The following is a 16,374-nucleotide window of genomic DNA, read 5'->3' as shown; positions in this document are numbered from 1 at the left end:
GTTGCCCGTCACCGCTGTGCTGCGCCGAATCCTGGGACTCGGCGCAGCAGTCCTCGTGGCATCCCTCGCGGTTTTCCTAGTCCCATTCCTCTCCCCCGGAGATCCGGTGCGCTCGTTGCTGCGCGCCCGCATGGATATTGGGGCGGCGGATGAGGAAACTGTTGCGGCCTATGCCGAGCAGTTCGGCCTGCACGACCCCATGCTGGTGCAGTTCGGCCGCTGGCTCGGCCGGTTTTTCAGCGGGGACATGGGGATCTCCCACATCAGCGGGACGCCGGTGGCCGACCAGGTACTGCCTGCCATCGGCGTCACTCTGGCGCTGGCCGGCAGCGCGCTGCTGGTAGCCGTGGTGGTTTCCATCTTCTTGGGAGTTCTTGCCGCCACCCGGGCCGATCAGTGGCCGGATAAGGTGATCACGTCTGCAACCCATGCACTGATCGCCATCCCCGAATACGCACTGGCGCCGTTGCTGGTTCTGCTCTTCGCCGTGAGGCTCTCGCTGCTGCCTTCGGCCGGTTTCGATTCCCCGGCCTCATTGGTGCTTCCGGTGTTTGTGCTATGCCTGCGCCCCATCAGCTTTTTCACCGTTGCCGTGCGCTCCGGTGTGCGTCAAGCACTGGATTCCGAACATGTTCTGGCGGCGCGTGCTCGCGGGCTGAGCAGCACCCGGACCCTGATTCGGCACGTCATTCCGCACGGCTTGCTGCCCCTATGGACCATGGTGGGTGTGTGGTTTGCCGGCCTGCTGGGCGGCTCGGTTATTGTTGAAGTCATTTTTGCCATTCCGGGAATGGGACGGTTGATCTTCGACTCAATCGTTGACGCCGATATTCCGGTGGCCCAGGGCGGGGTTGTTGTGGTGGTTGCCTGCGCGGTCCTCGCCACCGGATTGATTGATCTGGTGCACAAGCTCAGTGATCCAAATGTGAGAATCGGAGCACGCCATGACTAGAAAAGCCGTCAAAGGCATCCTTCTCTCCGCTCCGGCACTCATCCTGCTGGCAGTCGTGTTCCTGACCATCGCAGCACCCTGGATTTCACCCTACGACCCGGATGCGCAGAGCCTGGTTGACCGGTTGCAGGGTCCCAGTTGGGCGCACTGGCTGGGCACCGATGCACTGGGCCGCGACACCTTGAGCCGAGTCTTGCATGGCGGCCGTTTCTCCTTGTCGGTGGCCCTGATCACCACACTGTTTTCTTTGCTGGTTGGAACACTTCTGGGTTTGCTCAGTGCGCTGCGCGGCGGGTGGCTGGATGAGTTTTTCCTGCGTATCAACGACCTGCTGCTGGCCTTGCCGGAAATCGTGATTGCGCTGTTGATCATTGCAGTGATGGGCCCGGGCTTTGGCACCATGGTGCTGTCCGTGGGAGTGGTCTCGTGGACCCCCACCGCCCGGTTGGTTCGCTCCATGGCGGCCCAAGCCCTATCCACACACCACGTTGAAGCCTCGCACCATGTGGGTGCCTCCCGCTGGTTTATCCTGCGCCACCACGTGCTGCCCTTTGTGGCCGGCCCGGTGCTGGCCCAAGCGGCGCTGCGTTTCGGCCTGCTGCTGGTGCTGCTCGGATCATTGTCCTATTTGGGAATCGGCGTCCAGCCGCCGCAGTCGGACTGGGGTTCAATGCTTGCCGAAGCCCAGCCGCACGCTATCCGTTCTCCGTGGGGACTTATTGCTCCCGGGGCGGCGATCTTCATGGTGAGTTTCTGTGTCACCCTGCTGGGCAACCGGATTACCCAGTCGCTGAACGGACAGGATGTGCTCGCCACCGAGGCCAAGGCGGAAACCCATGACTAGAGAATTAGTATTCACCGACCTTTGTGTCACCAGCGCCCGCAAGTCCCTGCTGTCCACGGTGAGCGGCAGCCTGCAAGCTGGCGAGCTGGTGGCCGTTGTGGGTCGTTCTGGCTCCGGGAAAACCATGCTCACCAAGGCGATCATGGGGCTGCTCCCAGCCCAGCTGGAGTTGACCGGACAGGTAGTGCTTGATGGCCAGCGGATAGACCAGCTCAAGAGCCAAGACATGGATCAGGTACGCGGTCAGCGGATCGGCATGCTTTTCCAGCAGCCCAAACGGGTGCTGAATCCTCGCCTGAGCATCAGGGCGCACATGCTTGAAGCCTTGGGTGCCTACGGCTGGGGCAAGTCGCGTCTCCACGAAGCCAAAATCCATTCGCTTCTTGAAGAAGTGGGCCTGTTCCCCGCGGCGGAGATTGCCGGCAAACTCCCGGACCAGCTCTCTGGCGGTATGGCCCAGCGGGCCATGTTGGCCATCGCCCTGGCCGCGGACCCTGATTTCATCTTGGCCGACGAGCCGACCTCGTCGCTGGATTCCACGTTAAAGGCCGAGGTGCTTCAGCTGCTGCGCAGCAAACAGCAGGAACGGTCCTTGGGTGTCCTGCTGATTACCCACGACATCTCCAGCATCCGTTCAATTGCTGATCGTGTGGTGATGGTCAGCGACGGCGCAATCGTTGACCAGTGCTCCACCACCGAATTATTTGCCGAGGACCGGCACCCGTTGACCCAAGAATTGGTTCAGGCAAGCCTGCCCGCCACGCACCCTGGGCGGGAGGTTTCCGCTACCGCCCTCCTGCAATCGGTGGAAGCGGGGAAAAACTACACCCGCAAGGCCAAGGGACCGGCGGCCCTGGCCCCCACCACCCTGACCCTGCACACCGGCGAAATCCTTGGTGTGGTGGGCCGCTCCGGCTCGGGAAAAAGCACCTTCGCAAGGTTGCTGGCAGGCCTGGAAAAGCCGAGCACCGGGCAGATCATTGCCCCCGAGGGGACAACCGAAATTCCTGCGGTCCAGGTGATTTCCCAGGAACCTTATGCGTCTTTTGATCCGCGTTTGCCCCTGCGCACCGGGTTGCTGGCCGCGGTGCACCGATTGCCGGCCGAACAGGCAACGGATGAGATCATGCAGGCGCTCGCCAAGGTTGGCCTGCCTCCCGAACTGCTGGAGCGTAAACCCGGCCAGTGTTCCGGTGGCCAGCTGCAGCGAATGTCCATCGCCCGAGCGCTGCTGGTCAAGCCGCAGGTGCTCATCTGCGATGAGTCGACGTCCGCCCTGGACTCGGTGGCGCAGCGCCACATCCTGGATCTGCTCCTCGAACTGCGTGAGCAACTGGGTGTGGGGCTGGTGGTCATTTCACATGACCTGGAAGTGATCCGTTACGTCAGCGACAGCGTTGCGGTGTTTTTCGAGGGCAGGTTGGTGGAGCACCGGAGCTTGGGAGATTTCCTGTCCTCCCCCGAACACCCGCACAGCAAGGACCTTGTGGCGGCCTTGGACCGGTCCGGCCCGGTGCAGCCAGCACGCTGAGCATCACCGGCCGGCCCGCCCACCTCCATTGGCTGTTTTCCATCTAGTGCATGTGGCTGCCGCCGTTGATGTCAATCGTGGTGCCGGTCAGGTAGGACGCTCCGTCCGAGGCAAGGAATCCAATCACCGAGGCGATCTCGGCAGTTGTTGCGGTGCGCCCGATCGGAATACCCGCGGCGATGGCGGCTTCCTGCGCATCGGTGCTCCCCACCCGAATGTTTGTATCCACCGCACCGGGGGCAACGGCGTTGACGGTGACCCCGGATGCCGAGATCTCGCGAGCCAGCGCCTTGGTGAAACCAAGAATTGCGGCTTTCGCCGAGGAATAGGGCACCTTGCCGAACACTCCGCCGCCACGTTGCGCGGAGACCGAGGACATGTTGATCACCCGGCCCCAGCCGTTGTTGATCAGCTCAGGCAAAAATGCCTTGGTTACCAGGTAGGTACCGGTCGCGTTGACCGTCATGATCTTGTTCCAGATCGCCAAGGTGGTGTCGAGGAAATCCACGGGAGACGTAATCCCGGCAATGTTGATCACGGCACCGGTAGGCGGCAGGTTTCCCAAGGCCACCTGGGCCGCGACCGCCTCCTGGGCGCTGGCAACAGAATCTTCATCAGCCACGTCGATCTGATGGCCGAAGGCCGGAACGGCAAACTCTTCGGCGATCTCGCGGGCGACCCGTACCGAGGCTTCCTGATCCAGGTCCAGGACGACGATCCCCCATCCTTCGCTGGCCAGGTGGCGTGCGGTTTCCAGGCCAATCCCGGAGGGAGAGGTGGCGCCAGTGAGAACGGCGGTGCGCTGGGTTTGATTCATTGGTTTCCTGCTTTCTGCTCAACTTCCCGTCCGGTGAATCGGGTAAGTTCATTCGCTGCGTTGTTCAACTCCGAACAAGCACCTCAAAAAAATCTGTGGTGCACACCACCATAGTAATGTTCACTGTTAACAGTCAACTGTTAAATTTCTCTTGACAATTGTTGTGCTGGCGCTCACACTTCTATTAGTGTTGACTGTCAACAATGAAAGTTCATTTGATCCACCAACCTACGAAGGGATCCACTCATGAGCAGCGAAGCTTTAGAAATGCGTGGCCCGATCCACGGCACCAAGGACGCCAAACGCGTCGCGGTCGGTTCCAGCGTCGGAGCCACCATTGAAACCTATGACTTCATCGGCTTCGGTACCGCCGCAGCACTCTATTTCGGCCACGCATTTTTCCCCGGCACCGATCCGCTGATCGGGACACTCGCGGCCTTCGCCACCCTGGGTGTCGGCTTTGCGGCCCGGCCGCTGGGTGGCATCATCGGTGGCCACCTGGGTGACAAGATTGGCCGCAAACCGGTGCTGGTCACTTCGCTGATCGTGATGGGTCTGGCAACGTTTTTCATCGGCCTGTTGCCAACCTATGACCAGGTCGGAGTTCTGGCCCCGATCCTCCTGGTGATTGTCCGCATTGTCCAGGGTCTGGCGTTCGGCGCCGAGTGGGGCGGAGCAATCCTCATGACCTACGAACACGCACCGTGGAAACAAAAGGGCAGGTTCACCGGCATCGTCCAGTCCGGCTTCCCAGTGGGGCTATTGCTGGCCAACCTGGTATTCCTGGTCAGCGTGCAGCTGCCTGGCGATTGGGGATGGCGTGTGCCATTCCTAGCCAGCCTGCTGCTGGTCATTGTGGGTCTGATCATCCGCTCGAAGGTCCCCGAATCCCCGGTCTTCGAGGACGTGAAAAAGTCCGGGGACATCGTCAAGTCCCCCATCAAGGAAGTTATTCGCACCGACTGGCGCAATATCCTGCGCGGCATTGGACTTCGTATCGCCGAAACCGCAGGTTATGCGGTTTCCGTGACCTACATGATCTCCTACCTGCACACCACCGGCCTGGCAGCCAACTGGGAAACCCTGACGGCCCTGAGCATCGCCTCGGCCATTGGCATCTTCGCCACCTACGGATGGGGACGGCTCACGGACAGAATCGGCCGGCGCAGCGTGTACCTGTTTGCCTGCACCTTTGCGGCCCTCTTCGGAATCCCCATGTTCCTCATGGTGAACACCGGATCATTCTTGATGATCATCGCGACCATCATCGTTTCCTACGCCATCTGCCAAAACTCGATGGCAGGGTCCCAAGGGGCTTGGTTCCCGGAACTATTCCAGGCCAAAACCCGTTCTTCCGGGGCCTCGCTGGCCTACCAGATCTCGGCCATGGTCTCCGGATTCACCCCGTTTATCACCACCTTGCTGTACATGCAGTTCGGCTGGATGGGCCCGGCCGTGTTGTTTATCGCTTACGCGCTCATCGGCCTGTGGGCAGCGCTGCTCACCAAGGAAACCTGGGGCGCACGGGAGAGGAAACTGGCAGATCAGGCCATCGCCGCCGATGCCCAAAAGTGCGACGCCTAAACGGCCCAACCGCATTGACCCCTGTGAATCATTGAAAGGACCCACCGTGGCAACCACCGCCATCAACCATCAGAAGCTGGATCTCACGCAGCGAACTGCGAAGGTCCGCGAGGCCGCCTACCGCATCCGCCACCATTCCTTGAATATGGGCGAAGTCCAAGGCCAAGGCTACGTAGGCCAAGCGCTGGGAGCAGCGGATATGCTCGCCGCCGTATTCACCGAGCAACTGAACTACCGCCCGGCTCAACCAGAGTGGGAAGAGCGGGACCGCTTCCTGCTCTCCACCGGGCACTACGCCATTGGGTTCTATGCGGCATTAGCCGAAGCAGGCATCATTCCGGTTGAAGAGCTGGAAACCTACGGTTCAGATGACTCGCGGCTACCGATGTCGGGCATGTCCACCTACACCCCGGGCATGGAAATCTCCGGCGGCTCGCTGGGCCATGGATTGTCCATCGCGGTAGGAATGGCGCTGAGTTTCCGCTATCAACACAAGAACCAACGGGTGATCAACTTCCTCTCCGACGGCGAGCTGGATGAAGGATCCACGTGGGAAGCGGCCATGGGCGCCTCGCACCACCAGCTGGGGAATCTGACCGCCTTGGTGGACATCAACGCGCTGCAGGCCGACGGGGCGACCGCCGGGGTGCTGCGCACCGAACCGGTCAGTGAAAAATGGGAAGCCTTCGGCTGGTACACCCAACGGGTTAATGGAAATGACCCCGAGGCGTTGCTGCAGGCATTCGATAATATCTCCGCGCAGTCCGCCAGCACCGGGAAGCCTTCGGTCATCCTTTGCGACACCAAGGTAGGCCGCGGGGTCCCGCTACTGGAGCAACGCGAAAAAGCTCATTTCATGCGCATTGAAGAAAACGAATGGCAGATCTGCCGAGACCAACTGACCGAAGGATTCCAAGGGAGCAACTCCTAATGTCTACCACCGCAAAACCACGCCTGAAGACCTCGGCCATGATCGCCTCATTCGCCGAGCCCGGTCAGAAAACCGCCCCGGCACCCTTTGGCCATGCCCTGGCGAAGGCCGCTGACGAAGATCCACGCATCGTGGGGTTGACCGCTGATCTGGGCAAGTACACCGATATGCACATCTTCGCCGAGCAGCACCCGGACCGTTTTTTCCAGATGGGGATGGCCGAACAGCTGCTTTTCGGGGCCGCCGCAGGTTTTGCCGAGACCGGGATGGTTCCCTTCGCCTCGACGTACTCGGTCTTCGCAGCCCGCCGTGCCTACGATTTCCTCTGCCTGGATATCGCCGAGCCAAACCTGAACGTGAATATTGTCGGCGGTCTGCCCGGATTGACCACCGGCTACGGCCCCAGCCATCAGGCCACCGAAGACATGGCGATCTTCCGGGGGATGCCCAACCTGACGATCGTGGACCCCTGCGATTCGATCGACATCGAGCAGGCAGTACCTCAGCTCGCCAAGTCCGAAGGACCGAGCTACCTGCGCCTGCTGCGTGGCAAGGTTCCCACGGTCTTGGATGAGTACGATTACACCTTTGAACTGGGCAAGGCCAAGGTTTTGCGCGGCGGGACCGACGTGGTGTTTGTCTCCAGCGGGCTGATGACCATGCGGGCGCTGGATGCCGCAAAACAGCTGGCCAAGCACCACGTGGATGTTTCGGTAGTGCACTCGCCCACCATCAAGCCGTTCGACTCGGAAACCGTCCTGAAGGAAGTAGCCGGCGACCGTCTTGTGGTGACCTTGGAGAATCATTCGGTCATTGGCGGGTTGTTCGAGACCCTGGCTTCAACCATGGTTCGTGGCGGAATCTCCAACAAGGTGGTTCCCATTGCCTTGCCTGATGAATTCCTTGATGCTGGCGCGCTTCCAACCCTGCACGATCGTTACGGTCTGTCGATCAACGCGATTGTCGCCAAGGTTCTCTCAGAGCTCGGCTAAGGCCTGGCGTGAACTTTGATGCCCGGTTCAAGGTGAGGAACTCAAACCCTCATCCCTGAACCGGGTATTCCCGTCTGATCCTGTCGACACGCTAGAATCAACTGTTAACAATCAACATCTGAATCTACTTCTTAGGGGCACGCCATGGCCATTGCCGATTCCTCCCTCGTGGGACTTCGCAAGAAAAGCCTGCGCGAACAGGCCTTGATCGCTCTGCGCCGGGCCATCACCACCGGTGAACTGGGCCAAGGCACCCACCTGGTGGAGACGGAGTTATCCGCTTCGATGCAGATCAGCCGCGGGACCTTGCGCGAAGCCCTTCGCCAGTTGGAGCAGGAAGGGCTTGTTTCCGCCGGCGAGCGCGGGCGTTTGTCGGTTCGGCACCTGGATAACAAAGAAATCCAGGATATTTTTGCCGTCCGGGCATCACTCGAAACCCTCGCGGCCATCACCTTGCTGCAGCGTGATGATCTCGACAGCGCGCTGGCTCAGCTGCGTGCCGCGGTGAGCCGCATGGATGACCTGTCCGGCAACGACATTGAGGAACGTATCGAGGCAGACCTCGAATTCCATCGCACACTTTGCCGGCTCTCGGAAAATGACACCTTGCTCCATTCGTGGGAGCAGCTCGAAGGCTCCATCCGGATGTCCATCATGTTTGGCGGTTTCGAACGTGGTGTCAAGAATATGGATGTCGCACGGCATTTCAAGCTCGTGGATACCATTGAGTCCGGGGACAGCGCCGCGGTGAACACGGAAATTGCCGAGCATATGCGTATCGCCGCGGAAACCCTCATGACTCCATAACCTGGACAGCCCGCAACAGCGAACAAAACCATCGGCTGCCCTCCACACGCCTGAAAGCGTGCGGAGGGCAGCCGATGTCAGTTGAGAACTGAACGGTTCAGTGGCTTAGTTCTGCCAGAAAGGGTAGTCCGTGTAGCCCGGTGCTCCCTCGGTGTACAGGGTAGAAGCATCCAGCTCATTCAACGGCAGCTCGTCGCGCCAGCGGCGAACCAGATCCGGGTTGGCAATGGCTGGGCGGCCAACCACCACGGCTTCTCCCCAGCCTTCGGCAGCCACGTTTCTGGCTTCTTCATACGTGGTGATGCTCTGGAAACCGGTGTTCAGCAGGACCGGGCCGGCAAAGGTCTTGCGCAGGGACTGCACCAGTTCTCCAGACGGGTCCTTGTGCAGAATGCTCAGGGCGGCCAGGCCCAGCGGGGCAATGCCTTCCAGCAGTGCGGTGTAGGTGGCGGCCACGTCCGCGGCATCCAGTTCCAGGACGTCCTGGATGTTGTGTTCCGGCGAAATGCGCAGCCCGGTTTTGCCCGCTCCAATGGCATTTGCCACCGCGGTCGCTACCTCGATCACGAAACGCGCACGGTTCTGCGGCGAACCGCCATAGGCATCGGTGCGGGTATTCGAGGTTGGGGCCAGGAATTCATGCAGCAGGTAGCCGTTGGCTCCGTGCAGCTCAACACCGTCGAATCCGGCGGCGATGGCGTTACGCGAGGCGGTGACAAACTGCTCGATGATTTCCGGCAGCTGTTCTGCGCTGAGTGCCCGAGGCACCGGATACGCATGCTTGCCGGTGTAGGTGTGGGATTCGCCGTTGATGGCGATGGCGCTTGGAGCCTCAACATGATCGACGCCGGTGGTTTCCGGGTGGGTCACGCGTCCGGCGTGCATTACCTGGGCCACGATCAGCCCGCCCTCGGCATGGACTGCGTCGGTGACCTTTTTCCAGCCGGCAATCTGTTCTGCGGTGACCAGGCCTGGCTGGCGAACAAAACCCTGTCCGGTAACGCTGGGGTAGGTGCCTTCGGTGACAATCAGACCCATGGAAGCACGTTGCCGGTAGTACTCGACAACTTCTGCGGTCGGCACACCGTCCTTGGAGGAACGGGAACGTGTCAAGGGTGCCATCACCAGACGGTTGGAGAGCTTAAGATCGCCGAGGGTCAGCGGGGAGAACAAATCCATGGGTGGTGCCTTCCTGGGGGTTGCGGATGCTTGGTGCAACCGGACTGGACCCTCAGGTATTCCACCATGACCTCGAAGGTGAGGTGGCTAACTGATCTCGGGGCAGCTCCGCTTCCCCAAACTGGGCTTAAAAACAGACACGCCACGGTACCGGGTTGCGGTCCGTGGCGTGCCTGAAACCCTGCTAGATTGCGGTGTAGCCGCCATCAACCAGGTGGTAGCTGCCGGTGATGAAGGAAGCGGCATCGCTGACCAGGAAGGCTACCAGCGCGGCAACCTCTTCTGGCTGGCCCAGTCGGTTGATTGGGTGCTTGCTGACCAGTGCGTCATAAGCCTCCTTTGGCATCTTGCGAAGCAGCGGGGTGTCGATGAAACCTGGAGCAACGCTGTTCACGCGCACGCCTTCGGTGGCGTATTCAATGGCGGCGTTTTTGCTCAGGCCAACCACTGCGTGCTTGGTGGAAACGTAGGCAGAGCTGCCGGCGAAACCCACCGAGCCGAGGATCGAAGCCATGTTCACGATCGATCCGCCACCGTTTTCGCTCATGACGTTAGCCTGTGCGCGGGTGCCGCGGAAGACTGCGTTGAGGTTGACCGAGACAACCTTTTCCCAGTCCGCGTCGGTCAGCTCGCCAACCTTGGCCGAACGACCGCCGATGCCGGCGTTGTTCACGCCGATCTTCAGCGGAGCCATGGCGGTTGCCGCCTTGATGGTTTCTTCAACAACTTCGGTTGAGCTGGCGTCACCGGACACGGCAACTGCCTGGCCACCGGCGGCGTTAATGGTCTCAACGGTGGCCTGAGCGGCATCAGCATCTAGATCCTGGACAACAACCTTGGTGCCATTCTCCGCCAAGAGAATAGCAATAGCATGTCCGATTCCGGAGCCAGCCCCGGTGACGATTGCTGAACGATCCGCTACATCATACTGAGCCATGATGAACCCACTCTCTGCTGGAAGTTAGTCACGGTGTTTCCGTTGACCTCTGATCTTTGACGTTACTCCGATTTAGCCAAAATATCGATGACGCGTCAATCAAAAGCGTGTGCGGTTGGCCACAAGAAGTGAGCAGCGCTGTTCTGCACCTGGAATCACGTTTATTTCCTTGAAGGTTAACAGAATGCTGCTGCTCGATGCGTTCATCCGCACTAACTCAAGGCTTCATTGGGTCGTAGATAGTCGAACAAAGCTGTGTCGATTCCTTCTTCAAAGTGCAGACTCATATGAACAACGTCCAGCGCTTCACCGTTTTTCCCTGGCATAGTGCTTTGAATTGCGTTCCTCGCTTCTGCCTGCCCTAGGTAGAAAAACTCTGTTCCTTCTGCATCGTCTTTCTTCACGAATACGTGTAGGTCGACGCTGTTGGCAACGATGGCTTTCACTTCGCCACTCTGTAAAGTGCGGCGCGAACGAGTAAACCATCTCATTTGAGAAGGGTCGATAAGTTCGTCTTGATACGCGGTGCTCGCGGACACCTCATCCGATTTGTGAAGCGTGACAAAGATTGGACAAACCGCTAGCTCTTCAACAACCCTGTATCCATACAACGTAGATGTCCATTTGCGTGGAAGGTCAAGAAGCCGCGTTACTTCCTTACGCGAATACTGAGCACCAACTACGAACGGTTTATCACCCGGATACCGGTCTTGAACTATGGCCAAGCCGGTTTGAATAATGTCGTCAACTTCGACGGTGAAATCTCCGTTACCTTGGTATGCATCGAGAAACCTCTCATCACCCAGGATCTCGTCACCCTCGCAATCTATAAGCGAGATCTTGTACCTTTGTTGATCAGTCTGCCCATGTTCTGCCAACGTGAAAGTATCAATGGCGCTTTGAATCTGAGAATCGGATGCGGGGTAGCCTTCAAGCTCGATCTGTTGCTGCAGATACTCCCTTGTTATCACTCGATGCTGAACTAGCTCTCGCAACAAAATGAGTTCATGCGGACGCTTCGCCGGCAGTACTTCGTGAGACAGCAACGAAAGCGCACTAAATTCAAACGCATTGAATTGATGCTCAGATTTCAAAAGCGTCTGAACCAGTGCAGGGTAGTTCTCTTTCTTAGTCGCAAGAAGTATCGGGTCTACCGATTGGAACCTGTAAAAGTCAAAGAGCCTAGGCACCTCCCCTACCCGGTTACGCATTGCCTGCATAGCACCCTTGAGTCGCAGGATACTGTCTAACGATGTAGTCCGGATAGATTCAAGCACACGTTGCTGCGATATCTTGTCGAAACGAACGCTCGACAAACCAGCCAAGACGCCAGCTTGCTCACTCGCAATCATCTTTTCTTTGAGGGATTCCTTGTTCAAAGACTCATCACCAAACAAAGCAATCGGAATCATGTAGTTATTCGTGTAGTTGCCTATGAAGTCGATGACTACCAGATAATCTTTCCGCGGCGCCTTGCGCAGCCCGCGCCCTAATTGCTGAACAAACACAATTGCGGACTGCGTCTGGCGCAGCATCACAACCTGATTGACGCTGGGGATATCTACACCTTCATTAAAGATATCGACAGTGAGTATGTAGTCGATTTCCCCGCGTTCTAACGCAGCAACGACCTTTTCCCTGCGCTCGATGGAATCTTCACCACTGAGGCTAACCGTTCGAAGTTTTTCTCCCCAAACCCTATGCTCGTTAAGCGCTACAGATAACTGACGGGCTTCTTCCTTTCGCGAACAGAAGATTAGACCCTTCGTTTTAACCCCGGCCTGTCCATACTTTCCCAATGCGTCAACTACGTGCTCGATGCGATCAGCCGAAACCAGATGCCGTAGATCATCAGTCGCGTCTAGGTTTGTCAGGTCATCCAGTTCAATATCGGCAATCCCGTAATAGTGAAATGGGCTAAGCATATTTTCTTCGAGGGCGTTCCCAAGCCGAATTTCGTATGGAACGTTGTAGTCAAAAAACTCAAAGACGTTGAACCCATCGCTACGCTCAGGAGTCGCGGTCAGACCCAGTAAGAAATTAGGTTTTAGATGATCCAGCACCTTTTTGTAAGTTTCAGAACCAACGCGGTGTGCCTCATCGATGATGATGTAATCAAACGATTCTGCGGGGAATGTGCCAAGCACGTGTGACTGCGACAGAGTCTGGATGGTCGCGAAAACATATTTACGGTCGCTGTCCTTGGAAGATCCGGCTAGTTTGCCAAATTCCTTATCATTTCCACCAAGCACTCTCCGGTACTCGTTTATCGTCTTGTCAAGGATCTGCTCACGATGCACCAGGAACAGAAAGCGGTGTGGTTGCGCCGCACGTACTTCCAACGCTGAGAGAATAGTTTTTCCCGTACCTGTGGCGGAAATGACGATAGCTCGTGATTCTCCACCTAGACGCGCTTTCTCAATTTGTTTCAGCGCTTCCTTCTGCATCGCATTCGGTACGATGGGCATCTGCAATTCAGGGATAGCAGGGTTTTCGGGTAGCACGTCCTGTGGATCACGTTTTGCATCCGATAAGACTTCTACCAGTGCCTCCAGCGATTCTTTCTTAACTGAACCTCGTTGTTCAGGCGAAACATAGCTCACTGCGTAGGCATCGATCCACCTTTGAGACAACTCGACAGAACCCACTATTTGGTTTTCCACTAGCGCGGATAGCTGTAAAGCAAGATCACTATCATCAGCAGCTGAAACTTTCAGATTCCATTCATGGTTCCGGACAATCGCGTTACCAGTGAGATTAGAGCTTCCCACCATTGCGGTGACAACTTGGCCACTTTTGAACACATACCCCTTAGGGTGGAACGCCTTGGCCTCGTGGATCCGAACATCGATACCAAGACTTCTCAGGTTGAGAAGCTCACTGAACGCTTGTGGCGAGTTGAATCCCAAGTAGTCTGAAGTGACGATAGTACCTCGACCAGTGAACTCCACGAGTTCTTGCTTAAGCAAAGCAATCGCGTTCGGCGTTACAAATGCAACAGAGAAAATGAATTCGTCACACTGCACGATCTCTTCGCGCAGAATGCGCAAGACCGTACTGCCGTCAGCGTTCAATACGACACGTGGATGATGCTGTCTCCTAGACTGCTGCCGCCCATCGAGGAATCCGAAGGTCACATCTCCGGTGAGGTCACCAGTCAATACCAAATCTTGTGGATTGCTCACTATGCCCCTCGGATCAACTCGACAGCCGGAATATCTGCAGGTGCCCAATCGATCTCAAGGAGTCGAGACTTTGGCAACCACACAGTTTCTTCGTGTTCGGTAAGTTGTGGCTCTCCAGCAACGAGCTCACAGTAGAACGTTGTCAGATAAACGATTCCAAAATCATATTCATGAACAGTTGTCGTTACTTCGCTTCCAACGCTCACTTCGCACAGCAATTCCTCTCGGATTTCACGTTCCAATGCTTCTCGAGGAGTTTCGTTGGCCTCAATTTTTCCGCCTGGGAACTCCCACATTCCGCCGAGACTTCCACCGAAACCTCGTTGCGCACACAAAATCTCTTCGTTTCGTACAATAACTGCGCCGACTACGTTGATCCGCTTCTTCAAACTTTTGCCCCCGAAATTTTTTAGTTTAGGTCTCGATCGTCCAAAACGATCCTATCTACCGAGCCCGACGCTTTCGGAATTTCGCAGCAGGCGATGACAAAAATCAGAACGGAACGCTATATTCAGTCTCTTTCGTTCTGAACGGCCAGCGTTCGATGAGTCTCATGCTTGATGAATTCCTCGTCATGGCTGGTCAGCAGCACCGAGCTTCCCTGCTCAAGCGTGAAATCAATGATTTCCTGCAACCGCAGCCGGCCCTCATGGTCAAGCCCCTCGGTGGGCTCGTCCAGGAGAAGCACCGCCGGCTTGCGAACAACTACCGTTGCCAAGGCAAGCAGCCTGCGGCCGGAGGCAGAAAGCTCGTACGGATGGCTATCGCTCAGGTGTGAAAGCCGAAGCACATCGAGCACCTCTGCCACCGCACCGCGTTCAGCGCGGGACAGGCCGAAGCTCACTTCGCGCAACACGGTGCGTTCAAAAAGTTGATCAGACGAATTCTGCAAGAGCAGGCCCGGGTTCACCACACTCAGTTGCCCGGCCAGCGGTTTGATCAAACCAGCTACCGTTTTGAGCAGGGTGCTCTTTCCTGTTCCATTAGGGCCAGTGATCCCCACGCATTCACCGGCATGCAGGGTCAGATTGAAGTTCGCAGCAAACGCTGTGTCATAACCGAGACTGACGTCCCGTAGTTCAAGATTGATCTGCTCGGTTGGCGTGTGAGGTGCACGTTCTGCCAATGTCAGCAAGCTCCGGGAATGAGTTTGGCTCGCATCAGCCCTGCTCAGATACACGACGTCATCAGAACTTTCCTGATCCACCCGGTCAGAAAGAATAACAATCCCCGTGCCCTTAGCGCGCAACCGGCCAATCAGGCTGTGTACACGTTGTTTCACGTGGACATCAAGCCCCGCAAACGGCTCATCCAACACCATTACATCGGGGTTCGTGATGGCCAAGGCAGCCAGGGCGACCAAACGCTGTTGCCCGCCAGAAAGATTCTCCGGTGCGCTGTCCAGAAGGTGACCTATCGAAAACTCTGCAGATGTTTCCTGGACGCGGTCGTGCATGAGTTCTCGCGCTAGACCTTGATTTTCCAGCGAGAAAACCAGTTCTTCGCGAACCGTTTCTCGGATACCTGAAAGGTAGTGCCTGGCGTCCTGGGGCAGCAATGCCACGTGTTGAGCCCAGCGGGCCAAATCAATCTCCGGCTGGCTCTCGGTGGTGAACTCGACCTGTTGGCTTCCAACACTGACGGTGCCAATCAGCCGATCCATTCCGCGTCGAGGAAGCATTCCGGCGAGCACCATACCCAGCGTGGACTTTCCGCTTCCAGATGGCCCGGTCACCGTGACCAGTTCGCCTGGTGCCAGCCAAAGGCTGATCTCCTGCAGTGAGGAGTCCCGCACCCCGTCATAACGAAAGCTCTTGAGTTCAAGACTCAGCGTCACGGTTCCCTGGTTGCTTTTCATACTCCGGCTTTCTGAACAAGAAGCAAGGTCAGCGGGCCGAGCACGGCAACACCCAGCGCCGTGAACCTCATGGCGCGTTGCCAACCTGAGTCATGCAGCGTGCGCAGCCTGCTGGTTGCCTGTTTCGCAGGAAAACCACGCGCGGCCAGGTGCGGTGCACGAAGCGAAGCATCTTCAAGCGACCCCAGCACCAAGGGAACTGCACGCAAACGAAGCCGTTGAAACCACCCACGCACCCCGCTGCCTGTGCCCGCGTGACGCAGCTGCTGTGCCTGCCCAATCGTTTTCTGTTTACGCGCCAGTTGCGGGAGCAAAAACAGGGTCGAGGCCAGGAGATAACCCAGCTGCGGTGGAGCCTTAGACATATCGATGGCGGCCACCAGATCATGGATGTCAATCAGCAAAACACACAGCAAACCCACCACCACCAGTACCGCGGTACGCAATCCCAGCAGCAACGCAATTTCCAATCCAGCGGCAGTGACCCGCACCGGACCGGCCTCGAACAATGCCGGCACCTCGGAGCTGGCGACCAGTCCATGAATCAACAGCTGGGATCCCATTGTGGGAACAATCAGCGCCGCGGATAAGGCACTGAGTTTGCCAAGCTTTTTTTGCCACCCTGCGACGGCAAAACTTACGGCAATCACCGCGCAGCTCAAAGGCCACGAGCCCACCGCGGTGGTGACCACGACGCCGGCAATTCCAAGGCTGAGTATGGTGAAGGGATGAAGGGTTGCTTCACTGCGGGACATAC

General features: G+C 57.7%; 14 protein-coding genes. 7 read left to right on the top strand and 7 right to left on the bottom strand.

What is annotated here, in order from left to right; genetic code table 11:
- The first annotated feature begins 1 nt into the window (after position 1).
- From ACIOWL_RS03790 to ACIOWL_RS03780, 3 genes are read left to right on the top strand one after another with little or no spacing between them, the layout of a single operon-like run.
- Positions 2-952 (top strand): ABC transporter permease, encoded by a 951-nt coding sequence (locus ACIOWL_RS03790; protein ID WP_400381848.1) that lies wholly within the window; start codon positions 2-4, stop codon positions 950-952.
- Positions 945-1,796, top strand: a complete 852-nt coding sequence (locus ACIOWL_RS03785; RefSeq protein ID WP_400381847.1) for an ABC transporter permease — start codon at positions 945-947, stop codon at positions 1,794-1,796. The genes ACIOWL_RS03790 and ACIOWL_RS03785 overlap by 8 nt, the downstream gene beginning before the upstream one ends.
- Entirely contained in the window at positions 1,789-3,327 is a 1,539-nt protein-coding gene (locus ACIOWL_RS03780) for an ABC transporter ATP-binding protein (RefSeq protein ID WP_400381845.1), read from the top strand. The genes ACIOWL_RS03785 and ACIOWL_RS03780 overlap by 8 nt, the downstream gene beginning before the upstream one ends.
- Positions 3,328-3,370: 43 nt before the next feature.
- On the opposite strand, the gene ACIOWL_RS03775 is transcribed toward ACIOWL_RS03780, so the two are convergent.
- On the bottom strand, positions 3,371-4,144 hold the full coding sequence (locus tag ACIOWL_RS03775; protein WP_400381843.1) for an SDR family NAD(P)-dependent oxidoreductase: 774 nt from the start codon (positions 4,142-4,144) through the stop codon (positions 3,371-3,373).
- A 246-nt stretch (positions 4,145-4,390) separates the two neighbouring features.
- Between ACIOWL_RS03775 and ACIOWL_RS03770 the strand changes: the two genes are divergently transcribed.
- The 4 genes from ACIOWL_RS03770 (at position 4,391) to ACIOWL_RS03755 (ending at position 8,458) form a co-directional block, all read left to right on the top strand.
- On the top strand, positions 4,391-5,728 hold the full coding sequence (locus ACIOWL_RS03770; RefSeq protein WP_400381841.1) for an MFS transporter: 1,338 nt from the start codon (positions 4,391-4,393) through the stop codon (positions 5,726-5,728).
- Positions 5,729-5,774: 46 nt separating this feature from the next.
- Positions 5,775-6,659, top strand: coding sequence for a transketolase (locus ACIOWL_RS03765; RefSeq protein ID WP_400381839.1), 885 nt, complete (start codon positions 5,775-5,777; stop codon positions 6,657-6,659).
- A complete protein-coding gene (locus ACIOWL_RS03760) occupies positions 6,659-7,651 on the top strand; it encodes a transketolase family protein (protein WP_400381838.1) in 993 nt (330 codons plus the stop codon). Before ACIOWL_RS03765 ends, ACIOWL_RS03760 begins: the two co-directional genes overlap by 1 nt.
- Before the next feature lie 144 nt (positions 7,652-7,795).
- The gene (locus ACIOWL_RS03755) at positions 7,796-8,458 is read left to right on the top strand and encodes a GntR family transcriptional regulator (RefSeq protein WP_400381836.1); all 663 of its coding nucleotides are present in this window, start codon (positions 7,796-7,798) and stop codon (positions 8,456-8,458) included.
- 105 nt (positions 8,459-8,563) lie between these two features.
- Here the strand turns inward: ACIOWL_RS03755 and ACIOWL_RS03750 are convergent, their stop codons facing one another.
- The 6 genes from ACIOWL_RS03750 to ACIOWL_RS03725 all read right to left on the bottom strand — a co-directional run bounded on the left by ACIOWL_RS03750 (position 8,564) and on the right by ACIOWL_RS03725 (position 16,372).
- Positions 8,564-9,637, bottom strand: a complete 1,074-nt coding sequence (locus ACIOWL_RS03750; RefSeq protein ID WP_400381834.1) for an alkene reductase — start codon at positions 9,635-9,637, stop codon at positions 8,564-8,566.
- A gap of 184 nt (positions 9,638-9,821) precedes the next feature.
- Positions 9,822-10,574 carry an SDR family NAD(P)-dependent oxidoreductase gene (locus tag ACIOWL_RS03745; RefSeq protein ID WP_400381833.1) on the bottom strand — a complete coding sequence of 251 codons (753 nt, stop codon included), beginning with the start codon at positions 10,572-10,574 and terminating at the stop codon, positions 9,822-9,824.
- A 212-nt stretch (positions 10,575-10,786) separates the two neighbouring features.
- Complete coding sequence (locus tag ACIOWL_RS03740; protein WP_400381831.1) at positions 10,787-13,759, bottom strand: DEAD/DEAH box helicase; 2,973 nt, start codon at positions 13,757-13,759, stop codon at positions 10,787-10,789.
- Positions 13,759-14,148 carry a (deoxy)nucleoside triphosphate pyrophosphohydrolase gene (locus tag ACIOWL_RS03735; protein WP_400381829.1) on the bottom strand — a complete coding sequence of 130 codons (390 nt, stop codon included), beginning with the start codon at positions 14,146-14,148 and terminating at the stop codon, positions 13,759-13,761. The genes ACIOWL_RS03740 and ACIOWL_RS03735 overlap by 1 nt, the downstream gene beginning before the upstream one ends.
- Positions 14,149-14,270: 122 nt before the next feature.
- Positions 14,271-15,617 carry an ATP-binding cassette domain-containing protein gene (locus tag ACIOWL_RS03730; protein WP_400381827.1) on the bottom strand — a complete coding sequence of 449 codons (1,347 nt, stop codon included), beginning with the start codon at positions 15,615-15,617 and terminating at the stop codon, positions 14,271-14,273.
- On the bottom strand, positions 15,614-16,372 hold the full coding sequence (locus ACIOWL_RS03725) for an energy-coupling factor transporter transmembrane component T family protein (RefSeq protein WP_400381825.1): 759 nt from the start codon (positions 16,370-16,372) through the stop codon (positions 15,614-15,616). The genes ACIOWL_RS03730 and ACIOWL_RS03725 overlap by 4 nt, the downstream gene beginning before the upstream one ends.
- Positions 16,373-16,374 lie beyond the last annotated feature (2 nt).

The organism is Glutamicibacter sp. NPDC087344 (assembly GCF_044744225.1).
Classification (GTDB): domain Bacteria; phylum Actinomycetota; class Actinomycetes; order Actinomycetales; family Micrococcaceae; genus Glutamicibacter.
Note: the sequence above shows the minus strand (reverse complement) of the source record. Positions and strands in the feature narration are given on the sequence as shown.

Coding starts and splice junctions, on each gene's coding strand:
- ACIOWL_RS03785 (WP_400381847.1), top strand. CDS start 945: ATGACTAGAAAAGCCGTCAAAGGCATCCTTCTCTCCGCTCCGGCACTC.
- ACIOWL_RS03780 (WP_400381845.1), top strand. CDS start 1,789: ATGACTAGAGAATTAGTATTCACCGACCTTTGTGTCACCAGCGCCCGC.
- ACIOWL_RS03775 (WP_400381843.1), bottom strand. CDS start 4,144: ATGAATCAAACCCAGCGCACCGCCGTTCTCACTGGCGCCACCTCTCCC.
- ACIOWL_RS03770 (WP_400381841.1), top strand. CDS start 4,391: ATGAGCAGCGAAGCTTTAGAAATGCGTGGCCCGATCCACGGCACCAAG.
- ACIOWL_RS03760 (WP_400381838.1), top strand. CDS start 6,659: ATGTCTACCACCGCAAAACCACGCCTGAAGACCTCGGCCATGATCGCC.
- ACIOWL_RS03755 (WP_400381836.1), top strand. CDS start 7,796: ATGGCCATTGCCGATTCCTCCCTCGTGGGACTTCGCAAGAAAAGCCTG.
- ACIOWL_RS03750 (WP_400381834.1), bottom strand. CDS start 9,637: ATGGATTTGTTCTCCCCGCTGACCCTCGGCGATCTTAAGCTCTCCAAC.
- ACIOWL_RS03745 (WP_400381833.1), bottom strand. CDS start 10,574: ATGGCTCAGTATGATGTAGCGGATCGTTCAGCAATCGTCACCGGGGCT.
- ACIOWL_RS03730 (WP_400381827.1), bottom strand. CDS start 15,617: ATGAAAAGCAACCAGGGAACCGTGACGCTGAGTCTTGAACTCAAGAGC.
- ACIOWL_RS03725 (WP_400381825.1), bottom strand. CDS start 16,372: ATGTCCCGCAGTGAAGCAACCCTTCATCCCTTCACCATACTCAGCCTT.